The sequence below is a fragment of the Amaricoccus tamworthensis genome (assembly GCF_049800875.1).
GTDB lineage: Bacteria > Pseudomonadota > Alphaproteobacteria > Rhodobacterales > Rhodobacteraceae > Amaricoccus > Amaricoccus tamworthensis.
Genome location: NZ_JBNAFV010000001.1, coordinates 53,221 through 74,364, shown reverse-complemented (window position 1 = coordinate 74,364; position 21,144 = coordinate 53,221). Strand labels below are relative to the sequence as shown.

The window sequence follows — 21,144 nt, the reverse complement described above, 5'->3', positions numbered from 1 at the left end:
AAGGGACGTGAGGAAACTGTATCTTGCGGCGTTCGCGGCACTGATGGCCGGGCCTGCGGCGGCGGCGCCGCTCTGTGACAACATGGGATTTGCCGGGGTTCTGGCGTCGTGCAACCGTGGCGAGCCGGTGGAGCTGGAACTGTCCTCGGGCAAGCCGCTTTATGCCGGTGAGGGTCCGGTGGCGTTGCAGTCCGGTGCCTATTACGAGATCTACATCACGGCGGACGGGACGGCGGAACTGGCCGTGTCGGGGCCGGGTTTTTTTCGGGCGATCTGGATGAATGAGATCGTGATCAACGACATTGAGATCCGGCCCATGGCGATTGACAGCCTGGAGTTCGATGCCGGTGGCACCGCGCGGCTCTCGTTCGTGGCGATCAAGCCTGGCAGCTATACGCTCAGCATTCCCGGTTCGACCGGTGAGGCGCAGAGCGTGACCTTTCAGATCCAGTAGGTTTCAGGAGACATTCGATGCTTAAAAAGACCCTGTTCGCGGCGGCGCTGTGCCTGCCATTCGCTTCCGTTCCCGCCATTGCCGATGAGGAGGTGTCGGAAGAGGTTCAGGCGCAGATCATGGAGTATCTGGCGTCGGTTCAGTGTGAGATGGATCCGGGCGACATTGAGGTCGAGGATGACGGCTATGAACTCGATGACGTGTTCTGTGCTGATGGGCAGTATGACATTGAGTTGGATTCCAATCTTCAGGAAACGGGTCGGCGTAAGGAATAATCTCCGGGGCAGTTACGATCCCGGCTTTGCCGAACTTCGGCGGCCACCGGAAACGGTGGCCGTTTTTCGTTGTGCTGGGGAACCGGAGCGGGTGAGTGCCGCGCCGAGGGTCAGGAACCAGGCGATGCCGCCCAGGCCGAAGATCGTGCCCGTGGTCTCGCCGGTTGGCGCGACGATGGTGGCAAGGCCCGCGAGGCCGGTCACGAGGCCGAGCGCGGTCAGGGCGCGGGGCAGACCGGGGGTGGTCAGGGAGGCGCAGGTGATCCAGAGACCGCCCGCGATCTCATTGCCGCCGCCGAGGCCCTGTTCAACGGTGTGGAGCGTCAGCCAGAGGTCGGCGGCGCGGTCGGGGTCGGCTGGCAGGATGTGCGCGGCGCGCTCGAGGCCGACATTTGCGACCATTCCCGCTGCAAGGATGAGTGTGGCCCAGATCAGGCCAAAGGCGCGTGTGATGGCAGCCGGTGCGTCGTGGCGGCCGTGCGGGAGCATGACCACGAGAGACGCGAGTGCCGCGGCGTTGACGATGTAGATTACGGTGTTGAATGCCGTGAGGATGCCGGGTCGTGTGGCGTTGAAGGTCAGGATTGCGTTTGGATCGACGTCATGGGTGCCGTAGCCCATTGGGGCGAGCAGAAGGATCAGGACGGCCATGCCGATGAGCCAGGTTGCGCCGCAGAGGATGGCGGCGGGGCCGGCGGTGTTTTGGAGGGTCATGGGTCGAACGTGCTTTCGGTTTTGCCGGGAGTGATGTCCGCGAAATGGTCGGCCAGGTGGCGGGTGCCGTGGGGCGTGCCGGTCATTTCCATGCCGAAGGCGGTGAGGAAGAACAGGGCCGGACCGTGGATGCGTCGGGGTGTGATCCAGGGCAGGAGTGCGATGGCCGCACGGCGGGTCCAGTCGGGCAGCCGGGTGATGCGGGCGGGTTTATTGATGGCGCGGAAGGCGGCCCCGGCGATGTCGGTGTGGCTGAGGATGTCCGGGCCGCCGATGTCGAGATGGGGGCGCCGTTCGGCAATGGCGTCGGCAGTGGCTTTGGCGAGGTCGGCACCGTGGATGGGGTTTAGGCGCAGATCACCGGTTCCGAACAGCCAGACACGGCCTGAGCGGGCCATGTTGAGGAAATCGGCCATGTCGGAGAAGTAGCCTGAGGGCGCGATGATGGTGGAGGTTATGTCGGCCTGGCGAAGGGCGTCAGCGAAGGCGGATTTGGCGGCGACGAGGGGTACGTCGGGCATTTTGTCGGCATTCAGGACGTGGATATAGGCGAAATGGCGGATGCCCGCCGCCTGGGTCTCGTTGAGCAGGTTCAGGTTGGCGGCGTAGTCGACCTCGCGGTAGTCGAGCCCGTCCGTTTGTCGGGTAATGCCGAGGGCGGAGATGACGAGGTCGCAGCCGGTCATGGTGCCGGTGAGCGTTTCGGACAGGGTGGCCTCCGCCTCGATAAGGGCGTCGGCCTGGAGGTCTTGAGCGCTGCTGGCGTTGCGGACGAGGGCATGGACCCGCCAGCCGCGGCTTTGATATTCCGCGCAGAGGTGGCGGCCGAGGTATCCGGTGGCACCTGCGATGAATACGGTTTTCATGGTGGGGTGCCTCCGGGTGGTCAGGTTGTGTGAGTGTGCGGGTGTTTAGCCTACGACGTTGTGGCCGCGACCGCGCATGCATTCGGTGACGATGGACTGGCGGCGGTCATTGGCGCTGACGGCTCCTGCCGCGCCGCCTGCGACGGCACCGACGAGGGCGCCACCAAGGGCGTCGCCATCGTCATCCATTGCGCCGAGCAGGGCGCCGGCACCCGCGCCCATGGCGGCGGCCCCGGCGGTTTCGTCATCGAACTGGCCCTGGTTGCGCGCGAGGGTCTGGCAGGCGGTCAGGTCGCTGTCCCAGGAGGCGGCGCGGGTGCCGTCGGTGATGGGCTGGTAGTCCGATCCGGTGCCGGAACAGGCGGCGAGGAGTACGGGAAAGAGGGCGGCAAGGTATGTCGGTTTCATGGTTTGGTCCTTTGGTTTGAGACAATTAGAGTTGGATCGCGCGGACGGGTGTTCGCGCGGGTGTGGTCGTGATTGCGATGTGGCGGGCTTCAGGCGGGGCCGTCGCGGATGCGGTCGGGCCCGGAGCGGCGGAAGCGGTCGCGGTATTCGGTGGCGGAAATGCCGAGGTGGCGCTGGAAGGCGCGGCGCATGCGTTCGGCATTGTCAAAGCCGGTGTCGCGGGCAATGTGCTCGATGCTTTGGGCCGTGGTTTCCAGTGCCACGCGGGCGGACTGGACTCGGGCGGTTTCCACATGGGCCGCCGGGGTCATGCCGGTGGCGGCGCGAAAACGGCGGGCAAAGGTCCGCTCGGAGAGGCAGGCGCGGGCGGCGAGTGCCGTGACGGTCAGCGGATCGCCGGGATTGGCGAGGATGTGCTTGAGCGTGTCGTCGATGGCGGGGTCCTCCGCATGGCGGGCGACGAGATGGGCGCTGAACTGCGACTGGCCGCCGGGGCGCATCATGTACATGACATTGTAGCGGGCGACCTGGAGGGCGACGTCATGGCCCCAGTCCATTTCCACCAGTGCGAGTGCGAGGTCCATGCCCGCGGTCACGCCCGCGGAGGTCCAGATGTTGCCGTCGCGCAGGTAGATGGCGTCGCGTTCGACCTGAACCTTCGGGTAGCGCTTTTCGAGGATGGGGCACCACCACCAGTGGGTGCAGGCGCGTTTTCCGTCGAGCAGGCCGATTTCCGCGAGGATCATCGCGCCGGTGCAGATGGATACGATGCGGCGCGCGCGGGTGGCGGCGGTGCGGACGTAGGCGAGGAGTTCCGCATCCCCGACCGCGGCCATGGTGCCGTGGCCGCCCGCGACGATCAGGGTGTCGATGGGGGCGGTGTCATCCGTGGCGTCCGCGAAGCTGCGGTCGGCGGTCAGGGTCAGGCCGGAGGTGGTGGCGATAGCGCCGGGCGATTTGGCGACGACGCTGACCCCGTAGGGGTTGGGGCCGGCGGGGAGGAAATACTTCGCGCCGGTCAGGACCTCCAGCGGGCCGACCACATCGAGGATGTGGGCGTCGGGATAGGTTACCATCACGATGGACCGTTCGCGCCGGTCTGTCTGACATGTCCGTTTCTGTTCCATGGTCGGACACTAGCGTTTTGGCGACCTGACCGTTAGGACAAAGACCCCTCGGATTCTGCCAATTGGGATTTTTACGTGGCGGGTTCCGCCTGGGTCGGTTCGTCCATGGCCGAGCGGGTTTCGGCGTCGAGGCGTTTGGCGGCGGCTCCGGGAGCGGCCCCCCAGACGGCGATCCAGCGGTAGAAGACCGGCGTGAGGAACAGGGTAAAGACGGTTGCAAAACCAAGGCCGCCGACGATGACCCAGCCCACGGCCACGCGGGCCTCGGCCCCGGCCCCGGAGGTGAGGATCAGGGGGAGGCCGCCGAAAACGGTGGAGACCATGGTCATCATTACGGGCCGGATGCGCAGGCGCAGGGCGTTGCGGATGGCGGTGTCGATGTCCTGACCGGCCTCGCGCAGCTGGTTTGCGAACTCCACGATCAGGATGCCGTTTTTCGACATCACGCCGATGAGCATCACCAGACCGATCTGGCTGTAGTAGTTTAGTGATCCCCCGGTCAGGGATATGGCCATAAGGGCGGCGGCGAGGCCGAAGGGGACGGTCAGGATGATGACGATGGCGCTGGCGAAGCTCTCGAATTGGGCGGCCAGGACCAGCAGAACGACGAGCATGGCGGTGCCGAAGACCATGTACATGGCCTGGGTGCTGTCGTTCAGCGCCGCGGCCTCGCCCGTGAAGATCAGCGCCATGCCATCGGGAAGCGTGTCATCCGCGATGTTCTGGAGGCGGGTCATTGCGGTGGAAAGGTCGACGCCCTCGCCGAGGTTGGACTGGAGCGCGACCGAGAGCGATCCGCCCTGGCGTTCGATCTGGGACTGGCGCACCACGGTTTCGAGGCTGGCGAGGGATGAGAGCGGCACGAAGGAGCCGTCATCGAGGCGGATCGACATGGAGGCGAGGTCGGAGGGGTCGTCGATGGGTTCGCCGCCGGGGACAACGTTCACGTCCACCTCGGTGTCATCGAGAAACACGCTGACGGCGACATCGCCCTGAACAAGGGTTGAAACGAGGCTGGTGACTTCCGAGGGGGCGAGGCCCATGTCGGCGGCGGCGGTGTCGTCCACGGTGACCTGAAGCTGTGCCTCGACGCTGGTGTTGGACAGTTGCGGGTTGAGGAAGGTCGGGTCCTGCTGCATGGCGGCGACGAGGGCCTCGCCCGCCTCGGTCATGGCCTCGACACTGGTGCCGGTGATGGCGAAGCCGAGGCCGTTGCCCGCGCCACGGATGTTCAGCGAGTTGGTTGAGCGGGCGCCGACCTGAACGCCGGGGACCGAGGAGAGCTTGCCGCTAATCTCGGTTATCAGTTCCTGTTGGGTGAAATCGCGCTCGTCCCAGTCGGGCAGGCGCACGATGATGAAGGCACTGCTGCCGCCCCAGACGCCGATGATGCTTTGAACGGTTTCGATCTGACCGCTCTCCTGGTAGGGGGCGAGAATGTCCTCAACCTGCGTGACCTGGGTGTCGAGGTATTCAACGGTGGTGTCGGATGCGCCACGGGCGAAGACGAGGAAGAAGCCCCGGTCCTCGGATGGCGTGACTGTCGAGGGCAGGGTGAGGGCCGCCCCGAGGGAGACGATCACGAGCGCGCCCGCGACCGAGAGGACCAGAAGTGGCGTGCGAATGGCCCGGTCCATCACCGCGTCAAAGGCGCGGGAGAGGCGCGTGGGTTCCGCGGGTCCGGATTTGTGTCCGGGCTTTGGTTTGCCCGGGTCAAGCTGGGCCGCGAGGACGGGCACGAGGGTCAGCGCCGTGGCCGATGACAGCGTGACGGCGAAGGCGAGAACGAAGCCGAACTCGGAGAAGACGCCACCGGCCTGACCGGGCAGGAAGGAGATGGGGATGAACACCGCCGCGAGTGTGGCGGTGGTTGAGATGACGGCGAAGAACACCTCGTTGGTACCGGCGGCGGCCGCGGCGAAGGCGCCGAGGCCTTCCTTGCGTTTGCGCACGACGTTCTCGATCACGACGATGGCGTCGTCGACGACCATGCCGGTGGCGAGAACAAGAGCGAGCAGGCTGATGGTGTTGACGGAAAACCCGGTGAGCCAGATGGCGGCGAGGGTGCCGATCAGGGCCACGGGGATCGTCAGGGCCGGGATCAGGGTGGCGCGGGGCGAGCGCAGGAAGAGGAAGATGACCGCGATCACGATGACCGTCGCGAGCATGATGGATTTGACGACCTCGCGGATGGAGCCCTCGATGAAGACGCCGTCGTCGGAGGTGACCCGGAGAATGACGCCTTCGGGCATCTGGGGGCGGAGTTCCTCCACGGCCGCGTTGACCGCGCGGGAGATTTCGAGCGTGTTGCCCACGGACTGGCGGGTGATGTCGAGGCCGACCGCGCTCTGGCCGTTGACGCGGGCGAAGACGGTGCTTTCCTCAGGCAGAATCTGCACCAGGGCCACATCCGCTATGCGGGTGGTGGGATTGATACGGATCTCGCGGATGGTGTCGACCGTGACCTCGTCATTGCCCACGCTGAGCGCGATGGTCTGTGAACTGCTCTCGAGTTCGCCGAGTGGCGTATCGTCGCGCAGGACGGAAAGCGCGTCGCTGACGTCGAAAATGGTCAGGCCGCGGCTCAGGAGCGAGGGCATGTCGAGGGTGACGCGAAACTCGTTGGCACGGTCGCCGCGCACGGTGACCTCGGCAATGCCGTCGATTGTGGAAAGGCGCTCGTAGATCACGTCCTCGGCGATGCGGGTCAGTTCGTCAAAGCTGGCGTCACCCTGGAGGGCCAGGCGGATGATGGCGTCGGAGTTGCTGTCACTGCGGCGGACGGTCGGGTCGTCGATATCGTCGGGCAGGGAGCGGATGGTTTCCGAGACGATCTCGCGGGCCTCGTTGGCGGCGACGTTGACGTCCGTGCCTTCGGAGAGGTCGATTGTGATGCGGCTGGAACCGGCGCTGGACTCGGATTCCATGTAGGACAGGCCCTCAAGTGCGCTGAGCGCGTCCTCGAGCACCTGGGTGACCTCGGTGTCGACGGTGGCGGCGACCGCGCCGTCATAGTTGGTGCGGACGGAGAGGACGGGGCGGTCGACGTCGGGCATTTCGCGCACGTCGACACTGGTGAGGGCGGCGAGGCCTGCGATGATGACGAGCAGGCTCAGCACGATACCAAAGATGGGACGGCCGACGAAGGTGCCCGCAAAACCCGAGCGGTGGAGGGTTTTCTCGAGGCTCATGTGTTTGAGGTCTCCCGGGAGTTCGCGACCCCGGTGGCGGCGGCATCCGTGATCGCGGAGCCCTCGCGGAGTTTCGCCGCGCCCTCGGTCACGACCTGGGTGCCGGGGGCCACATCCGCGTCGATCCAGACCTCGTCACCGTCGCGGTAGCGGATGGTCACGGGAATGCGGGTGGCGCGGCCATTGTCGGAGATCCAGATCCCGGCACCGTCACGCTCCCAGGTGATGGCGGTGGCGGGCAGGACCGGCAGGGGCTCAGTCTCCTCGATCATGCGGATGGTGAAGGTCATGCCCGCGAGCAGAAGGCCGTCGGAATTGTCGATTTCGGCGCGCACCGTGGCGCTGCGGGTGATGCTGTCGAGGCGGCTGTCGAAGCCGGTGATTTTGCCCTCGAAGACGCGGCCGGCATAGGTGGGTGTGCCAACAAGGACCTTTTTGCCCGCCTCTAGGAGACCGATGGAGCGTTCGGGCACCTCGAATTCGGCAATCAGGGTGGAGGAGTCGTCGATTGTGACGATGATGTCGCCTTCGCTGACGCGGTCGCCTTCCTGGACGTCGCTGAGACCAAGGCGGCCGGAAATTGGAGCGCGGAGTGTGCGGTCCTCGAGGGCGACCTCGGCCATGCCGACATTTGCCTGAGCCAGACGCAGGTCGACCTGGGCCTCGCTGAGCGTGACGTCGGCGAGGGTGAGGTTTCCGGCGGACTGGAGCGACTGGTAGCGGGTGACCGTGTCGCGGGCGCGTTCCAGTTCGGCCTGGGCTATTTCGAGGGACAGGCGTTCGGCGCGGTCGTCGAGGCGCAGCAGAACGTCGCCCCGTTCCACGAGCGCGTTGGCCTGGAGGAAGGTTTCCACCACGTCGCCGGTGCCGCCGACACGGACGCTGGTTTTGCGAAGGGAGGTCGCCGAGCCCACGGTGCGCAGGGTGAGCGGGTAGCTGCGTTCCTCCAGCGGTTCCAGAACCACGGTGGTTGTGCGGCCCCCGCGTCCGCCGCCCGGACCGCCGCGCGCGCGCTCAGTACCGTCCGTGGTGTCGGCGGTGGTCGAGGCGGGTGCGCTCCACAGGCGGGTGATCTGTTCGGGCAGGCCAAAGGTGATGGCCCAGGCCCCGAACAGGATGCCCAGTGAAACGAGGATTGTGGCGAATTTTTTCACTGGTGTGTTCCCGTACTTTACTTAACTGGTGTCAGGACCGCGGCAAAACAATGGCATCTCACCGGGTCTGAATCACTCTGATACTCAGGTTATGTATACCACAACGGATCAGATCACGTTTTCCGTCGAAGGTCCCAGGATAATTTTCGGGAAGGGACATCACCATCCGGTGATTGCGGATACGGAATGGCCTGGGTCAGGCGGGACCGTGTTCCAGGGTCAGCAATTGCAGGGGGGCGGCTATCCGGACGCGCGTGGCAATTTTCGGGAAATCGATGGTACCAGCGCCCCGGCTCGAACGGGGGACCTCCTGATCCACAATCAGGCGCTCTAACCAACTGAGCTACGCCGGCACATCGTGGGGGGTGCATTAACGGGGGATAATCATGATTGCAAGACCCCTCTTGATCGGGTCATTAGGGTTTTGTGAAAAAACGTTAACTGAATGACGGGAATGTGCGGGATGGGTATCAACCGCGAAAGCGAAGTATCGGCAAATCTTCAGATCGGTCCGACCGACCAGGGCATGGTGCGGCTGTATATTGAGGGCGACGGCATCGACCTGCCCATGGATTTTGACCCTGATGAGGCCGATGAGATTGCCGAGGAACTGCGTGCCGCCGCGGCACGGGCCCGCAAGGTTGGGGGCAAGGGCGGGAAGGCCTGATCAGTATAAATTCGGCGCTCCGGCCGGGTTTGGGTCCGTGAGGGTCTGGAGCCTGGTGGCGGCTGTCCGCGCGATGCCCAGCACGAGTGCCTTGCGGCGGGCGGCGGCCAGTTTGGTTTCTTCCGGCCAGCGCTGGATTTCGGCGTCCCAGGCGTCGGCAATTATAATGCCGGTATCCTGCGGCAGAAGATCCGTGTCGAAATCCCCATCCACGGCCCAGAAGTAGCGGTCGCACCACGGCAGGTAGCCTTCCCATTTGCTGTCGGTCATGAAGTCGATGCGGCTCGATTTGCATTCCACGATCCAGATTTCGGATTTTGGGCCGATGCCGATCACGTCGACGCGCAGGCCGGAGGTGGGAACAAATTCGGTGATTGCAGCGAAACCGTGCCCGCGCAGGTGACGGCAGACGCCGCGCGCGAGAAGCTGGCCGGGTTTTTCCGCGGTGTTCATGTTACGTTCATGGCGCGGGCGTGCGGAAAGGTCAAGTCGGGTCGCGTGATGCGGGTGCGCTTCTAAATCGTTCAAATCTTTCCATGAACGCCACCTTGGGCTTGAGGCTGGGGGGATGTCGCTGTAGACAACCAAAAAGGCCGTCCACCGCAATGGATTCGGCCACGAGGGCTGTCAGGAGACGTATATATGGCCGATGCCGCCGTTCACGCACAGGATCATCACGCACCCCCGAGTTTCTTTGTCCGCTGGTTCATGTCCACGAACCACAAGGACATCGGAATTCTCTATCTGATTACCGCCGCGATTGTGGGGCTGATTTCGGTCGGCTTTACGATGTACATGCGGCTGGAGCTGATGGAGCCGGGCATCCAGTACATGATGGAGGACGGTGTTCAGAACGGTCACATCTGGAACGTCTATATCACGGCGCATGGCGTGCTGATGATGTTCTTTGTGGTCATTCCGGCCCTGTTCGGCGGTTTTGGCAACTATTTCATGCCGTTGATGATCGGTGCGCCGGACATGGCGTTCCCGCGGATGAACAACCTCAGCTACTGGCTTTTCGTGGCCGGTACGACCATGGCGGTGCTGTCGCTGCTGGTGCCCGGCGGTAACGGTCTGAACGGATCCGGTGTGGGCTGGGTTCTTTATGCACCACTGTCGACCACCGAGACCGGCATGTCGATGGATTTTGCAATCTTCGCCGTGCACCTGTCCGGTGCGTCCTCGATCCTTGGTGCCATCAACATCATCACGACCTTCCTGAACATGCGCGCTCCGGGCATGACGCTGCACAAGGTGCCGCTCTTCCCGTGGTCGATCATGGTTACGGCGTTCATGATCCTGCTGGCCCTGCCGGTTCTGGCCGGTGCGATCACCATGCTTCTGACCGACCGCAACTTCGGCACGGCGTTCTTTGATCCGGCCAATGGTGGTGACCCGGTTCTGTACCAGCACATCCTGTGGTTCTTCGGCCATCCGGAGGTGTACATCATCATCGTGCCCGGCTTCGGCATCATCAGCCACGTGATCGCGACCTTCTCGCGCAAGCCGATTTTCGGTTACCTGCCGATGGTTTACGCGATGATCGCGATTGGTGCGCTTGGCTTCGTTGTGTGGGCTCACCATATGTACACGGTCGGCATGTCCACCACGCAGCAGGCGTATTTCATGCTGGCAACGATGGTTATCGCGGTGCCAACGGGTGTGAAGATCTTCTCCTGGATTGCCACCATGTGGGGCGGTTCGATCGAGTTTAAGACGCCGATGCTCTGGGCGCTTGGCTTCCTGTTCCTGTTCACCGTGGGTGGTGTGACCGGTATCGTGCTCAGCCAGGCTGCCGTGGACCGTGCCTATCACGACACCTACTATGTGGTTGCGCACTTCCACTACGTGATGAGCCTGGGTGCGGTGTTCTGTATCTTTGCCGGTATCTACTACTGGTTTGCCAAGATGACTGGCCGTCAGTACCCCGAATGGGCCGGTAAGGTGCACTTCTGGATGATGTTCATCGGTGCGAACCTGACCTTCTTCCCGCAGCACTTCCTCGGCCGTCAGGGCATGCCGCGCCGCTATCCGGACTACCCCGAGCAGTTCGCTCTGTGGAACTACGTGTCCTCGATGGGTGCGTTCCTGTCCGGTGCCTCGCTGGTGTTCTTCTTCGGTATTGTGGCATACACCCTGCGCAATGGCGCGAAGGTGACCGATCCGCAGTACTGGGGCCCGCAGCCCGATCCGACGCTGGAATGGACCCTGCCGAACCCGCCGCCGGAGCATACCTTTGAGACGCTGCCGACACCGGACATGTGGGAAAGCAAGGTTACCCACTAAACACGGCAAGGACTTCAAAACGGGGCGGTACTTCGGTGCCGCCCTTTTTCGTTTGCGTTTCGCCGTGTTTAGCGGTGGTCTTTAAAGGTGCATCATGGGGCCGGTCGCGTTATATTCGCGGCAGATCAAGCGTTGTACGAAAGACCTGAATCACCCACCGCTACCTGAAATCCGGGATTTCAACGCTTTGGGTGGAAAGAGATTCGTCAGGTAATTCGTCAAATGCTGTTATGGAACTGGGAGGTTAAACCTGTGCGTTTTTTGAAATTTTCCGCTGTTGTTTGTGCTGGTGCCCTGTCCGTTGGTGCGGTTCCCGCGCAGGCCGATGAGTTCACCGATGTCGTGAATGAGGCCCTGCTGGCCTATGAGGAAGGCGACATTGAGGGTGCGAAGGAGGAACTGGACTACGCGGTAACTCTGCTTGCGGACATGAAGTCGGAGACCCTGCGGGAATTTTTGCCGGAGGCCATGGATGGCTGGACGCGCACGGAAGGTGATACGGACGGCGCCGGTATGGGCATGGCGATGTTCGGCGGCGGTAACGTGGTTGCGGCGGAGTATACCGGGAGTGGTGAGAACCTGACGATTACGCTGGTGGCCAATTCACCGATGGTCAGCTCGCTCGGCGCGATGATCACCGGTATGGCGAGCATGGGCGGTGGCAAGCCCATCCGTATTCAGCGGGTGACATTCGCGCAGAATGACGAGGAGTTGCAGGGCATCGTGGATGACCGGGTACTGGTGACGGTGGCGGGAAATGCGTCGCTGGAGACCAAGAAGGCCTATCTGGAGGCGATGGACCTGCGCGGGTTGCGGGATTTCTGAGAGAGCGGGCGTCCCCGACTGGGGTTCCAGTCGGTCAGACGCCGCCCAGGATGATCAGCCAGATCGTGACGCTGAACACGGACAGTCCGGTGGCGAGCAGCACGGCGCTCGCTGACTGGGCTTCGCCACGTGAGTAGAGCGTGGCGAAGACGTAGGCGTTGACGCCGGGGGCCATCGCGGCGGTGATAACGGCGGAGCGCACGAAGTTTTCGGGCAGGTGGAAGGCCTGGGTCGCCAGGAGCCATGTGATGGCCGGGTGAACGATAAGGGAGAGTACGGTCACAACGCTGGCTTCCATCAGGGAGGCCTTCAGCGCGTAGCGTGTGAGAATTCCACCCAGAGCAAAGAGCGCGGTTGGCAGGGCCGCACGGGCGAGCATGTCGGCCGCGTCCATGATGGTGTGGTGTACGGGTATGTTGCCGAGGTTCACGATAAAGCCAAGGAACAGGCCGATCATCAGGGAATTTTTGAACATCGCGGAGATTACCGCGCGGAAGGTCGCAGGCAGGCTGCGTCCGTCGGCGCGGGCGAATTCCATGGTGGTGATGCCGAGCAGGTAGCAGAAAGGCGAGTGGATCGAGATGATCGCGAAGTTGGGGGCCAGGGCCTCCACGCCATAGGCCTGCTGTGTGATTGGGAGGCCGAGCAGCAGGGAGTTGGAGAAGAGTGCCGCAAAGGCGATGGCGACGGCCTCGCCGGGCCGGCGCTTGAAGAGGCGACGGCCGGCGATAATGCCCAGCACGAAGGTCGAGGTGCAGCCGACATAGAAGGAGAGCAGCAGGCCCGGGTCGAAATTGGCGTTGAGATCAAGTTCCGCGATTGCCTTGAACAGCAGTGCCGGAACGGCGACTTTGAGCGCGAAGGACATCAGGCCGTCGACCGTGGTGTCGGAGGTGTATTTCAGCCTGACCGACAGATAGCCTCCGCCGCCCACGAGGAAGACCGGCAGGATGACGAAAAGGATATCGACGATCATCATCGGGCTATGCCGATCTCCAACCCGTCATATGCGGCGAGAATGTGGTCGGGTGTTTCGGCGGACAGGACCTCGTAATCGAGATCGTTGTGCAGGTTTGTGAGCACGGCGCGCCGGGGTTGTGCCCGGTCGATCCATTCCAGTGCCTTGTCGAGGTGGATGTGGGTCGGGTGCGGTTCGCGGCGCAGGGCGTCGAGGATCCAGGTGTCGAGATCCCGAAGCAGGTCCCAGGAGCTGTCGGGCAGGTCCGACACGTCCGGCATGTAGGCGAGTGAATGCACGCGGAAGCCGAGCGCGTCGATGCGGCCGTGATGGACCGGGATAGGTGTGAAAGGGATTGAGCCCGCTGCGCCGGTTATCTCGAATGGGCCCTCGATGTCATGGAGGTCGAGAATGGGTGGGTAGGAGCTTCCTTCGGGCTGGATGAAGGCGTAGCTGAAATTGTGGGTCATGATTGCCGATGTGGCCCGGTCGGCCCAGACCGGCAGGCGGGAGCGGCGGTTGAAGACGATCATGCGAAGGTCATCAATGCCGTGCAGATGATCCGCGTGGGCGTGGGTGTACACGACCGCATCGAGATGTCCCACACCGGCGGCAAGGAGCTGCGCGCGCATGTCGGGGGAGGAATCCACCAATACGCGGGTATGGGCGTCGCCCTCCTGGAGGTCGAGCAGGATGGAGCAGCGCTGGCGGCGGTTTTTGGGGTTACTGGGGTCGCAGTTGCCCCAGAGGCCGCCCAGACGGGGCACGCCGCCCGAGGAACCGCAGCCGAGGATTGTTGCGGTCAGTGTTGCCATCAGCCGTCTTTCCAGGCGGCGGCCTTGGGAAAGAGCCGATCGAAATTGGCGGAGGTCAGGGCGGCGAAATCGGCGTAGTCCAGCTCGAGATATTCGGCCATGGCCTGGGCGGTGTTGGCGGTATAGGCGGGCTCGTTGCGTTTGCCCCGGTGCGGCACGGGCGCGAGATAGGGGCTGTCGGTTTCCACCAGCAGCCGGTCGCGGGGCGCGGCCGCAAATATTTCGCGCAGATCGGCCGCATTTTTGAATGTGGCGATGCCGGAGATGGACAGGTAGAAGCCAAGTTCCAGAGATTTTTCAGCCAGTTCGCGGCCCGCGGTAAAGCAGTGCATGACGCAGGTGAAGGGGCTGGCGGCATGTTCGCGGGTGAGAATTTCCTGGATGTCCTCATCGGCACCACGGGCGTGGATGATAAGCGGCAGGCCGGTCTGGCGGGCGGCCTCGATATGGATCGCGAGGCTTTCCTTCTGAATGTCAGCGGTCTCGGACGTATAGTGATAGTCAAGGCCGGTTTCGCCAATGCCCACCATTTTCGGGTGTTTGGATATCCCGACCAGTTCATCGACGCTGGTCAGGGGCTCGTTCGCGGCGCTCATGGGATGGATGCCCGCGGCATAGAAGACGCCGGGGTTTCCCTCGGCGATGCGCCGCACGTTGGGCTCCTGGTGAAGCTTGGTGCAGATCGTGACCATGCGTGTGACACCGGCCTCGCGGGCGCGGGCGATGACCTGCGGAATCTCGTCCTCAAAATCGGGAAAATCGAGGTGGCAGTGGCTGTCTACGATGTCAGGCAAAGGCATGGCGGTCCGGTGCGGTGTTTTAAATTCAGGCAACCGGTTGGGACATGTCGGCCACGGCGGCACCTATCTGGGCAAACGTATCGTGCATGACCTGGGCAGGGTCAAGGTTGACAAGCCGGGCCTGGTCGGATCGGGCGCGAATTTTGGGTCCAAGCTCAGCCCAGGTACAGGCGGTGCCGGGTGCGCCGGCAAAACGGGCAAAAAGCTGCGCCTCGGTGTCAGAGACGGTGGCGAGGTTCATTCCGGCGGCGGCGCGTGCAATGCGGCCCAGCAGGAGTTCCAGCAGGTCGATGGTGATGCGGAAGCGCTCGGAATTGGCCGGGGTGGCGCAGGCGTCGCAGATGCGCCGCACGACCTGACGGTCCAGCGGCGGGCCGTTCAGCAGGAGCTGGATCAGTTGGCCGTAGATCTGGATGCCGTCGCCGGACGCGAGGTCCAGTGCGGCACCGGCGGACCCGGCGGAGAGGATTTCAAGCGCATTGGCCTCGTCCGGATCGATGGTGACATCGCAGGATCCCAGGACCTGGGCGAGGGCGTCGCGACCGAGCGGGCGGCCGCGCAACTCGCGGCAGCGGGACCGGATCGTGGGGAGCAGCATGGACGGGCGGTGGCTCACGAGGAAAAACACCGAGCGTGCGGGGGGTTCCTCGAGGATTTTCAGGAGCGCGTTGGCGGATGAGCCGGTCATCTCATCGGCGCAGTCAATGATGGCGACCCGCCAGTTGTCGCGGGCGGAACTCATCTGGAAATAGGATTTGATCTCGCGGATCTCGTCGACGGTGATCGCGGTTTTCAGGCGCTTTCGCTTTTCATCCCAGGGTCTGCGGCACAGGATGAGGTCCGGTGAGGACAGGTTGGCGATCTGGCGCAGGGTTTCGTTGGTGTCGGACGCCGTGCTGTCGCCCTTCAGAAGCCTGCGTGCGAGGGTCCAGGCGAGTGTGGCCTTGCCGATGCCTCGGGGGCCGGTGATGAGCCATGCGTGGTGCAGCCGACCGGAGGCTTCGGCCTGGTCGAATTCGGTCAGGGCGTGCTGCTGGCCCACCAGGGCGTCCACATGGCGGGGATGCGGCGCGCCGGGGTGACGGTCGGGTTCCTCTGGAAGATCGTGTTCGCTCACGCGCCGTCCACCGCCTCAAGAACGCGTCGGGCGACTTCCTCCTCGCCATCATCGGCGGGAATGACGGTGCAGCGGTTGGGAAACTCGCGGGACAGAGCCATGAAGCCGGTCCGAAGGCGGCGGTGAAATTCCAGGCCGAAATTTTCAAACCGGTCCTCGCCGCTGTCGCGGGCAAGGCCGCGTCTGAGGGCTTTTTCCGGGTCCATGTCGAGGATGAGTGTCAGGTCGGGCTCCATGGCTATGGCCATTTGGTGAAATTCGTCCACGGTCTGGCGCAGTTCGGCCCGTCCCACGCCCTGGTAGACCCGCGTGGAATCCGCGAAGCGGTCGGAAATGACCGTGTGGCCGGCCTCCAACGCGGGTTGGATGACCTTTTCCACGTGGTCGCGGCGGGCGGCGGTGAAGAGAAGGATTTCCGTTTCGGGGGACCAGCGTTCGGAGGCGCCCGCGACGAGCAGGTCCCGGATCTGTTCGGCCCCCAGCGTGCCACCTGGTTCCCGCGTCTCAATGACGGTGGTGCCGCGCGCACGCAGGGTTTCGGCAAGGCGTTTGACCTGGGAGGATTTTCCCGATCCGTCCACGCCCTCGAATGTGATAAATCGCCCCCGGGTCACAATGGTTAGTCTCCGCCTGGCAGAAGCTGCACCACACGGTCGCGGGCCAGGGCGGCCGCCGCGCCAATGCGGGTGACCAGGCCGCCGCGTTCCACGTCGGCACCGGCCACGAGGTCGAAGGTCACGTCCTCCTGGTCCGGGACGCTGACCACAAGAGCGCCGATGACCTGGCCTGCGGTGATTGGGGCCTCAATCGGGCCCTCATAGGTGATTTCGGCTTTGACCTCGTCGCGCAGCTGGCGCGGGACCAGCATCTGGATGTCGGTGGCGGCGACGAGCGGGACGGAGTTGACCTCGCCCAGCCAGACGTCGCCCACGGTAGCAACGGAGCCTTTTTCGAGGAATCGGACGGTGTCAAAAGCGCCATAGGCCCACTGCACCACGGCCTCGCTCTCGCTGCGGCGCTCCGAGGTGCTGTCGAGGCCGGTGATGACGAAGACGATGCGCTGGCCATTTTGGACGGCGGAGCCCACGAGGCCGTAGCCGGCTTCCTCGGTGTGGCCGGTTTTCAGGCCGTCCGCGCCAATGCCGAGATTGAGCAGCGGGTTGCGGTTCTGCTGGGTTATCTCGTTCCAGGTGTATTCGGTTTCCGCGAAATACTCGTAGTATTCAGGGAATTCGGTGATGATCATCCGGGCGAGTTTGACGAGATCCTCGGTGCTCATCTCGTGGCCTGGTTCGGGCCAGCCGGAGGAGTTTTTCAGTGTGGTGCCATCGAGGCCCAGTTCGCGGGCGCGGGCGGTCATCTGCTTGGCGAACTCGTCCTCGGTTCCGGCCAGGTTTTCCGCCACGACAACGCAGGCATCGTTGCCGGACTGTACAATTATTCCGTGTATCAGAGCATCGACAGGAACGGTGGTGTCGGCCTCAACGAACATGCGGGAGCCGCCCATGGCCTGGGCTTTTTTGCTGACGCGAAATTCGGTGTCGAGGGTGACGCGCTCATCCCGGATGGCCTCAAACAGCATGTAGAGCGTCATGAGTTTGGACATGGACGCGGTCGGCAGAGGGGTGGTTTCGTTCTTGCGCAGGAGCGCCATACCGGTGGTGTGGTCGACGACCATGGCGGCCCTGGCCTTCGTCTCGAAAGCCGAGGCATTGCCCGGAGACACCACCGCGAGGGCGAGGAGCGCCAAAAAAGCGGGTTTCATTAGCATCGACGGGTTCCATTTGCCGCGGCCGGAGCGTTCCGTCTCAGGGATATGGCAAGGAGAGGGGGCTGTCAAAATGATCATCGCTTCTGCGTCACTTTCCGTGTCTGCTGCGCCCGGGACCCGCTTCTGCAGGTTGTCGGCAATTTATGGCATGTTTCCGGCAACCCCATTTGAATATGGTTAATGGCAGGGGGCAATTGCAAGCGCGCAGGGCGGTGCTGGCGATTTTTCGGCCCTGCAGCGTCGGGAAAGCAGACACGGATTTGCGCGTTATGGTTGTATCAGTTGAGGCTCGATTCGGACCGCGGTCATGCGAATCGGAACCGGATCGTCTTCGATGCCAAGCTCGTCCGCAGCGGACCTGGACAGGCGCAGGATGATACCGCCGCCGCCGGTGGGGCCGGAGTAGAGCGGTATGGAGACGGTTTTGCCGTTTTCGGTGTTTTCGACCAGAACCTGTTCGGAGGTCCGCAGGCCCGATACAACGCCCCACATGCCGCCGGACTGGCTTGAGGATCGCGCGGCCGGCCCCTCGCGGGAGAGGATGTCGGGGCGCTGGACCTCCTGCATTTCGATCTGAAACCCGGTGCCTGGCCGGGCCGGTTCGTCCTCCGGCAGGAGCGTGCAGGCGGAAAGACACGTCAGGCCGATGGCGAGGACCATCGCGGGAATGCGGCTGTGCGGTTTCACCTGTCAGATGTTCCAAATCTTCATGACGCCATATGTAATGTGTCCGTTATTGCTGCCAAAGGGTAAATATGGCCCCGACCGGTCACGGCGGTCAGTTGGGTTCCTCGAGGACCACATCGACCTGGGGATAGCGGATCGTGGCGCGGCGGCCGTAGTACCCGCCGTACCAGCCCACATTCACGGCCGGGCCGTACCAGGAATTCCATCCGAGGCCGTAGGTTGGGTAGCCGTAGGTCGCGGCGCTGCGCCAGGCAGGTTCGGACACGGCTTCGCCTTTCAGACCGCCCGCGCTGCAGGTGACGTTGATTGGTGGTGAGGCGGCGTCGAAATCGGGGAAGCGCGCCCGGGCGGGTGTTGTGACCACGATGGTGGAATAGGGTGATGTGGCCTCGCACACCGCGCCGCGGATCATGTGGTTGTCGGGTGTGACCGTCACGATGACGAGGTCGGAGACGTCATAGGCCGGGGGCAGGCTGACGCCGGTGCGGTTCATGGCCACCTGTGGCGGCAGGTCCGGCAGGGTCGAACAGCCGCCCAGTATGGCCGCCGTGGCCAGCATGGGGGCTGTCTTTTTCAGGGCGCGTTTCATGCGGCCGGCTGTTCCGACAGCTTGCGGATGCGCCATGCCATATAGGCCTGGGCGCAGCCCTCGGCCACGAGTTGCACGCCGAGCAGGAAACCAAGAAGCCATTCGGACGCCTGGGGCATGTTGGCAAAGAGGATGACCGAGCAGAATACGGCCACGACGCCGCCGGCGAGGATCCAGGTCCAGTCGCGCATGGGGCGGATCATCAGGGCGAAAACGATCTTGGAGAGCCCGCCGATCATAAAGAGCAACAGCATCAGGAGCGTGATGGTGATGAGGCCCGCTTCGGGATTGGCGACGAAGAGGAAGCCCACGATGAACTGCAGCACGGCTGAGATCATCTGGATGGAAAAACTGGGGACCTGGGTGGCGCCGAACAGGGTGATTCCGTGGAAAATGGCAATGAGAATGAGCATCCAGCCCAGCAGGACAAGGATGCCGGTGCTGGCGAATACGGGAAAGATCAGTGCGAGCAGTCCGGCGAAGGCGAGGAAGCCTCCCTGGACCAGATAGAGCATGGACCGTCGGCGCAGCATGTTGCGCACGGCCTCACGCATGACGGTGGATGCCTCATTAAGAGAAATTGACATGGTGCCCCCTGGTGTTGCCCACCCAAAAAGGTTTTTGGCTTTTGAGCGTATCGACCTGATCCCGGGGCATATTTCGGCGGCCCATCGTGGAATTTATGGTCGAAACGCCCCTGGCTGAAACCGGAACGGTGGATGTCCTTGGGGCATTATTTCAGTGATTTGCACACTGCTCAACCGGACAGTTGTCCGGTCAGGCAAAAGTGTGTGATGCGCTGCGGCGGCCTTAGTCCGGGAGTCGGAGCAGGGTGTCGTAGCGCGCGCCGGTCAGGCGCACGGAATCGTTGCCGACAGCGGCCACCCGTTCGCCATTTACGCTGTCCCCGGGGCGGACCTTGGTCATTCGGCCGTTGGGGAGGCGGAGAATGGCGCGGCGGTGGCTTTTGCTCCCGTATAGGCCCACAAGCGAGATTTTGTTACGCTCAAGGCCTGCGCGTTCCTGAACCCGGCGGGTCTGGGTTTTGGGAGTTGGGGCCGTGGCGACCTTGACCGGTGGGGCCGGTGGCGCAATCGTTGGTTTGACCGAGATTGTGTTCGCGGTTGCCTTGAACGTGGTCTGGGGCGCCGGGGTTCTGGATGCGGTAACCCGGATCTGTCGGGGCAGAGGTCTGGCGCGTGTTGCCGTGGCTGCGGTGGCGTTGGCGGCGGCCACGGCGGCGGTGATTTCCTTTGACAGATCGGTGTTGGCGGCTGATTCCCGTTTGCGCGGGCGGACCGACATGGCCTCAGCCGCGTCCTCTATCGAGACGCCGGTAGGTGCCGGGGCTTCAGCGGTGTTTTCGGTATCGGTTTTTTCCGTCGCGGTGGATGGCCGGGGCAGTGGCATGAGGCCAACGGAGGCCACCCGTACCTGCGGTTCCGCTTCCGGCAGGTGGGCCGCGTCGTGGCGCAGGGTCGAGACGGTGGTTTTCAGCAGGATTGCCTGGGCAAGGTCCGGTGAGGTCAATCTGTTCGGTGCCACCCACCCAACGGGCTCGGAGGAAAGATCCGTGCCTGTGGGGGCCGTTCGGGTTGAGACGGTCACGGTCGGCAGGCTGACGGGTTCCTCGGGGGTGAAGCGTGCGATTTGGATCTGGCGTTCCTGTGGTGCGGGAACGGATTCCTGTTGCACGTCCGGGCGCGCTTTGGGCAGTTGGGCCGCTGGTGACCAGGGGGCCACGGGTTCCTCAATGACCGCCGAAGCCATGCGGTGCATGGGCGTGGTTTCGGCCGGGGTAACCGGAGGCAGTTCGACCTGCTGGATCGCCTCTGCGGTGGTCGTGACCGGTTGGGGGTCTTTTTCGGCGGACCCGGGCCAGAAGGCGAAGGCCAGGAGGGCCGTCAGTGCCGCACCGGCCGTGACCGGGACGGCGGGTTTGGTGGCCGTTTCGCGCAGAAGGTTCGCGAAGCGGGCCGGCTCCACGAAAGCGGGAACGTCGTGAAAGCATTTGACGTGGTCGGGATGGATACCGTGATCGGCCAGAAACTGCGCCGTCTCGCGGGCGGTTGATCTTGGAACGGCGGCAACCGGTGTGCGCCCCTCGTCGTTCTGTCGCCCGAGCGCCAAGATGAAGGACGTGGTCGGCAGGCAAAGTGCCTTTGAGGCCGCATCCCTGGCCCGAATGTACCCGGACGGGGTTCGGCCGCTGCCTTCGACAAAGCCTTTCCAGACCGCCTCATCGGGCAGATACACGGTCAGTTTGCCGCTGCTGTACTCGGCGGACTGTGCGATCGACCGCAGGTGGTCGGAAAGATCCGGGTCATCGACGCGGACGCTGATGACGGGGTCTTCCTGAGTGCCAATGTAGTATCCGATGGTTGGATACAGCAAAAGGAGCCGGTTTCCCGGCGTTTGGATGGTGGTACTGCTCATATTG

At 63.6% G+C, this 21,144-nt stretch carries 22 protein-coding genes and 1 tRNA gene; 5 read left to right on the top strand and 18 right to left on the bottom strand.

What is annotated here, in order from left to right:
• Nucleotides 1-7: 7 nt before the first annotated feature.
• Complete coding sequence (locus ACP15P_RS00395) at nucleotides 8-454, top strand: cupredoxin domain-containing protein (protein WP_424926510.1); 447 nt, start codon at nucleotides 8-10, stop codon at nucleotides 452-454.
• Between the two features lie 17 nt (nucleotides 455-471).
• On the top strand, nucleotides 472-729 hold the full coding sequence (locus ACP15P_RS00390; RefSeq protein WP_424926509.1) for a PepSY domain-containing protein: 258 nt from the start codon (nucleotides 472-474) through the stop codon (nucleotides 727-729).
• A 12-nt stretch (nucleotides 730-741) separates the two neighbouring features.
• Here ACP15P_RS00390 and ACP15P_RS00385 read toward each other — a convergent pair whose 3' ends face one another.
• The 7 genes from ACP15P_RS00385 to ACP15P_RS00355 all read right to left on the bottom strand — a co-directional run bounded on the left by ACP15P_RS00385 (nucleotide 742) and on the right by ACP15P_RS00355 (nucleotide 8,542).
• Entirely contained in the window at nucleotides 742-1,443 is a 702-nt protein-coding gene (locus ACP15P_RS00385; RefSeq protein WP_424926508.1) for a hypothetical protein, read from the bottom strand.
• On the bottom strand, nucleotides 1,440-2,309 hold the full coding sequence (locus ACP15P_RS00380; protein ID WP_424926507.1) for an SDR family oxidoreductase: 870 nt from the start codon (nucleotides 2,307-2,309) through the stop codon (nucleotides 1,440-1,442). Before ACP15P_RS00380 ends, ACP15P_RS00385 begins: the two co-directional genes overlap by 4 nt.
• A gap of 45 nt (nucleotides 2,310-2,354) precedes the next feature.
• Nucleotides 2,355-2,717, bottom strand: coding sequence for a glycine zipper family protein (locus ACP15P_RS00375; protein ID WP_424926506.1), 363 nt, complete (start codon nucleotides 2,715-2,717; stop codon nucleotides 2,355-2,357).
• A gap of 89 nt (nucleotides 2,718-2,806) precedes the next feature.
• Complete coding sequence (locus ACP15P_RS00370; RefSeq protein WP_424926505.1) at nucleotides 2,807-3,844, bottom strand: GlxA family transcriptional regulator; 1,038 nt, start codon at nucleotides 3,842-3,844, stop codon at nucleotides 2,807-2,809.
• Between the two features lie 71 nt (nucleotides 3,845-3,915).
• Nucleotides 3,916-7,035 (bottom strand): efflux RND transporter permease subunit, encoded by a 3,120-nt coding sequence (locus tag ACP15P_RS00365; RefSeq protein WP_424926504.1) that lies wholly within the window; start codon nucleotides 7,033-7,035, stop codon nucleotides 3,916-3,918.
• Nucleotides 7,032-8,189 (bottom strand): efflux RND transporter periplasmic adaptor subunit, encoded by a 1,158-nt coding sequence (locus ACP15P_RS00360; RefSeq protein WP_424926503.1) that lies wholly within the window; start codon nucleotides 8,187-8,189, stop codon nucleotides 7,032-7,034. The genes ACP15P_RS00365 and ACP15P_RS00360 overlap by 4 nt, the downstream gene beginning before the upstream one ends.
• A 276-nt stretch (nucleotides 8,190-8,465) precedes the next feature.
• Nucleotides 8,466-8,542, bottom strand: a tRNA-His gene (locus ACP15P_RS00355).
• 110 nt (nucleotides 8,543-8,652) lie between these two features.
• On the opposite strand from ACP15P_RS00355, the gene ACP15P_RS00350 reads away from it, so the two are divergent.
• A complete protein-coding gene (locus ACP15P_RS00350) occupies nucleotides 8,653-8,856 on the top strand; it encodes a DUF6324 family protein (RefSeq protein WP_424926502.1) in 204 nt (67 codons plus the stop codon).
• Here the strand turns inward: ACP15P_RS00350 and ACP15P_RS00345 are convergent, their stop codons facing one another.
• Entirely contained in the window at nucleotides 8,857-9,309 is a 453-nt protein-coding gene (locus tag ACP15P_RS00345; protein WP_424926501.1) for an MmcB family DNA repair protein, read from the bottom strand. It abuts the gene before it with no gap.
• A 189-nt stretch (nucleotides 9,310-9,498) separates the two neighbouring features.
• On the opposite strand from ACP15P_RS00345, the gene ctaD reads away from it, so the two are divergent.
• Both ctaD and ACP15P_RS00335 read left to right on the top strand, forming a co-directional pair.
• Nucleotides 9,499-11,142 carry a cytochrome c oxidase subunit I gene (gene ctaD, locus ACP15P_RS00340; RefSeq protein WP_424926500.1) on the top strand — a complete coding sequence of 548 codons (1,644 nt, stop codon included), beginning with the start codon at nucleotides 9,499-9,501 and terminating at the stop codon, nucleotides 11,140-11,142.
• A 252-nt stretch (nucleotides 11,143-11,394) separates the two neighbouring features.
• Nucleotides 11,395-11,967, top strand: coding sequence for a hypothetical protein (locus ACP15P_RS00335; RefSeq protein ID WP_424926499.1), 573 nt, complete (start codon nucleotides 11,395-11,397; stop codon nucleotides 11,965-11,967).
• A 34-nt stretch (nucleotides 11,968-12,001) separates the two neighbouring features.
• Here the strand turns inward: ACP15P_RS00335 and ACP15P_RS00330 are convergent, their stop codons facing one another.
• From ACP15P_RS00330 to ACP15P_RS00285, 10 genes are all read right to left on the bottom strand, one after another.
• Entirely contained in the window at nucleotides 12,002-12,946 is a 945-nt protein-coding gene (locus tag ACP15P_RS00330) for an AEC family transporter (RefSeq protein ID WP_424926498.1), read from the bottom strand.
• Nucleotides 12,943-13,740 carry an MBL fold metallo-hydrolase gene (locus ACP15P_RS00325; RefSeq protein ID WP_424926497.1) on the bottom strand — a complete coding sequence of 266 codons (798 nt, stop codon included), beginning with the start codon at nucleotides 13,738-13,740 and terminating at the stop codon, nucleotides 12,943-12,945. The genes ACP15P_RS00330 and ACP15P_RS00325 overlap by 4 nt, the downstream gene beginning before the upstream one ends.
• Entirely contained in the window at nucleotides 13,740-14,540 is an 801-nt protein-coding gene (locus ACP15P_RS00320; RefSeq protein ID WP_424926496.1) for a TatD family hydrolase, read from the bottom strand. The genes ACP15P_RS00325 and ACP15P_RS00320 overlap by 1 nt, the downstream gene beginning before the upstream one ends.
• Before the next feature lie 25 nt (nucleotides 14,541-14,565).
• Nucleotides 14,566-15,657: a DNA polymerase III subunit delta' gene (locus ACP15P_RS00315; protein ID WP_424926495.1), complete on the bottom strand. Its 1,092-nt coding sequence runs from the start codon at nucleotides 15,655-15,657 to the stop codon at nucleotides 14,566-14,568.
• A complete protein-coding gene (gene tmk, locus ACP15P_RS00310) occupies nucleotides 15,654-16,271 on the bottom strand; it encodes a dTMP kinase (protein WP_424926494.1) in 618 nt (205 codons plus the stop codon). The genes ACP15P_RS00315 and tmk overlap by 4 nt, the downstream gene beginning before the upstream one ends.
• A 5-nt stretch (nucleotides 16,272-16,276) precedes the next feature.
• Nucleotides 16,277-17,422, bottom strand: a complete 1,146-nt coding sequence (locus ACP15P_RS00305) for a D-alanyl-D-alanine carboxypeptidase family protein (RefSeq protein ID WP_424927278.1) — start codon at nucleotides 17,420-17,422, stop codon at nucleotides 16,277-16,279.
• Between the two features lie 273 nt (nucleotides 17,423-17,695).
• A complete protein-coding gene (locus tag ACP15P_RS00300) occupies nucleotides 17,696-18,115 on the bottom strand; it encodes a hypothetical protein (protein ID WP_424926493.1) in 420 nt (139 codons plus the stop codon).
• Nucleotides 18,116-18,206: 91 nt separating this feature from the next.
• Nucleotides 18,207-18,704: a hypothetical protein gene (locus tag ACP15P_RS00295; protein WP_424926492.1), complete on the bottom strand. Its 498-nt coding sequence runs from the start codon at nucleotides 18,702-18,704 to the stop codon at nucleotides 18,207-18,209.
• Nucleotides 18,701-19,291 (bottom strand): HdeD family acid-resistance protein, encoded by a 591-nt coding sequence (locus tag ACP15P_RS00290; RefSeq protein WP_424926491.1) that lies wholly within the window; start codon nucleotides 19,289-19,291, stop codon nucleotides 18,701-18,703. The genes ACP15P_RS00295 and ACP15P_RS00290 overlap by 4 nt, the downstream gene beginning before the upstream one ends.
• A 223-nt stretch (nucleotides 19,292-19,514) precedes the next feature.
• On the bottom strand, nucleotides 19,515-21,098 hold the full coding sequence (locus ACP15P_RS00285) for a hypothetical protein (RefSeq protein ID WP_424926490.1): 1,584 nt from the start codon (nucleotides 21,096-21,098) through the stop codon (nucleotides 19,515-19,517).
• Nucleotides 21,099-21,144: the final 46 nt, after the last annotated feature.

Coding starts and splice junctions, on each gene's coding strand:
- ACP15P_RS00390 (WP_424926509.1), top strand. CDS start 472: ATGCTTAAAAAGACCCTGTTCGCGGCGGCGCTGTGCCTGCCATTCGCT.
- ACP15P_RS00385 (WP_424926508.1), bottom strand. CDS start 1,443: ATGACCCTCCAAAACACCGCCGGCCCCGCCGCCATCCTCTGCGGCGCA.
- ACP15P_RS00380 (WP_424926507.1), bottom strand. CDS start 2,309: ATGAAAACCGTATTCATCGCAGGTGCCACCGGATACCTCGGCCGCCAC.
- ACP15P_RS00375 (WP_424926506.1), bottom strand. CDS start 2,717: ATGAAACCGACATACCTTGCCGCCCTCTTTCCCGTACTCCTCGCCGCC.
- ACP15P_RS00370 (WP_424926505.1), bottom strand. CDS start 3,844: ATGGAACAGAAACGGACATGTCAGACAGACCGGCGCGAACGGTCCATC.
- ACP15P_RS00365 (WP_424926504.1), bottom strand. CDS start 7,035: ATGAGCCTCGAGAAAACCCTCCACCGCTCGGGTTTTGCGGGCACCTTC.
- ACP15P_RS00350 (WP_424926502.1), top strand. CDS start 8,653: ATGGGTATCAACCGCGAAAGCGAAGTATCGGCAAATCTTCAGATCGGT.
- ACP15P_RS00345 (WP_424926501.1), bottom strand. CDS start 9,309: ATGAACACCGCGGAAAAACCCGGCCAGCTTCTCGCGCGCGGCGTCTGC.
- ctaD (WP_424926500.1), top strand. CDS start 9,499: ATGGCCGATGCCGCCGTTCACGCACAGGATCATCACGCACCCCCGAGT.
- ACP15P_RS00330 (WP_424926498.1), bottom strand. CDS start 12,946: ATGATGATCGTCGATATCCTTTTCGTCATCCTGCCGGTCTTCCTCGTG.
- ACP15P_RS00325 (WP_424926497.1), bottom strand. CDS start 13,740: ATGGCAACACTGACCGCAACAATCCTCGGCTGCGGTTCCTCGGGCGGC.
- ACP15P_RS00320 (WP_424926496.1), bottom strand. CDS start 14,540: ATGCCTTTGCCTGACATCGTAGACAGCCACTGCCACCTCGATTTTCCC.
- ACP15P_RS00305 (WP_424927278.1), bottom strand. CDS start 17,422: ATGAAACCCGCTTTTTTGGCGCTCCTCGCCCTCGCGGTGGTGTCTCCG.
- ACP15P_RS00295 (WP_424926492.1), bottom strand. CDS start 18,704: ATGAAACGCGCCCTGAAAAAGACAGCCCCCATGCTGGCCACGGCGGCC.
- ACP15P_RS00290 (WP_424926491.1), bottom strand. CDS start 19,291: ATGTCAATTTCTCTTAATGAGGCATCCACCGTCATGCGTGAGGCCGTG.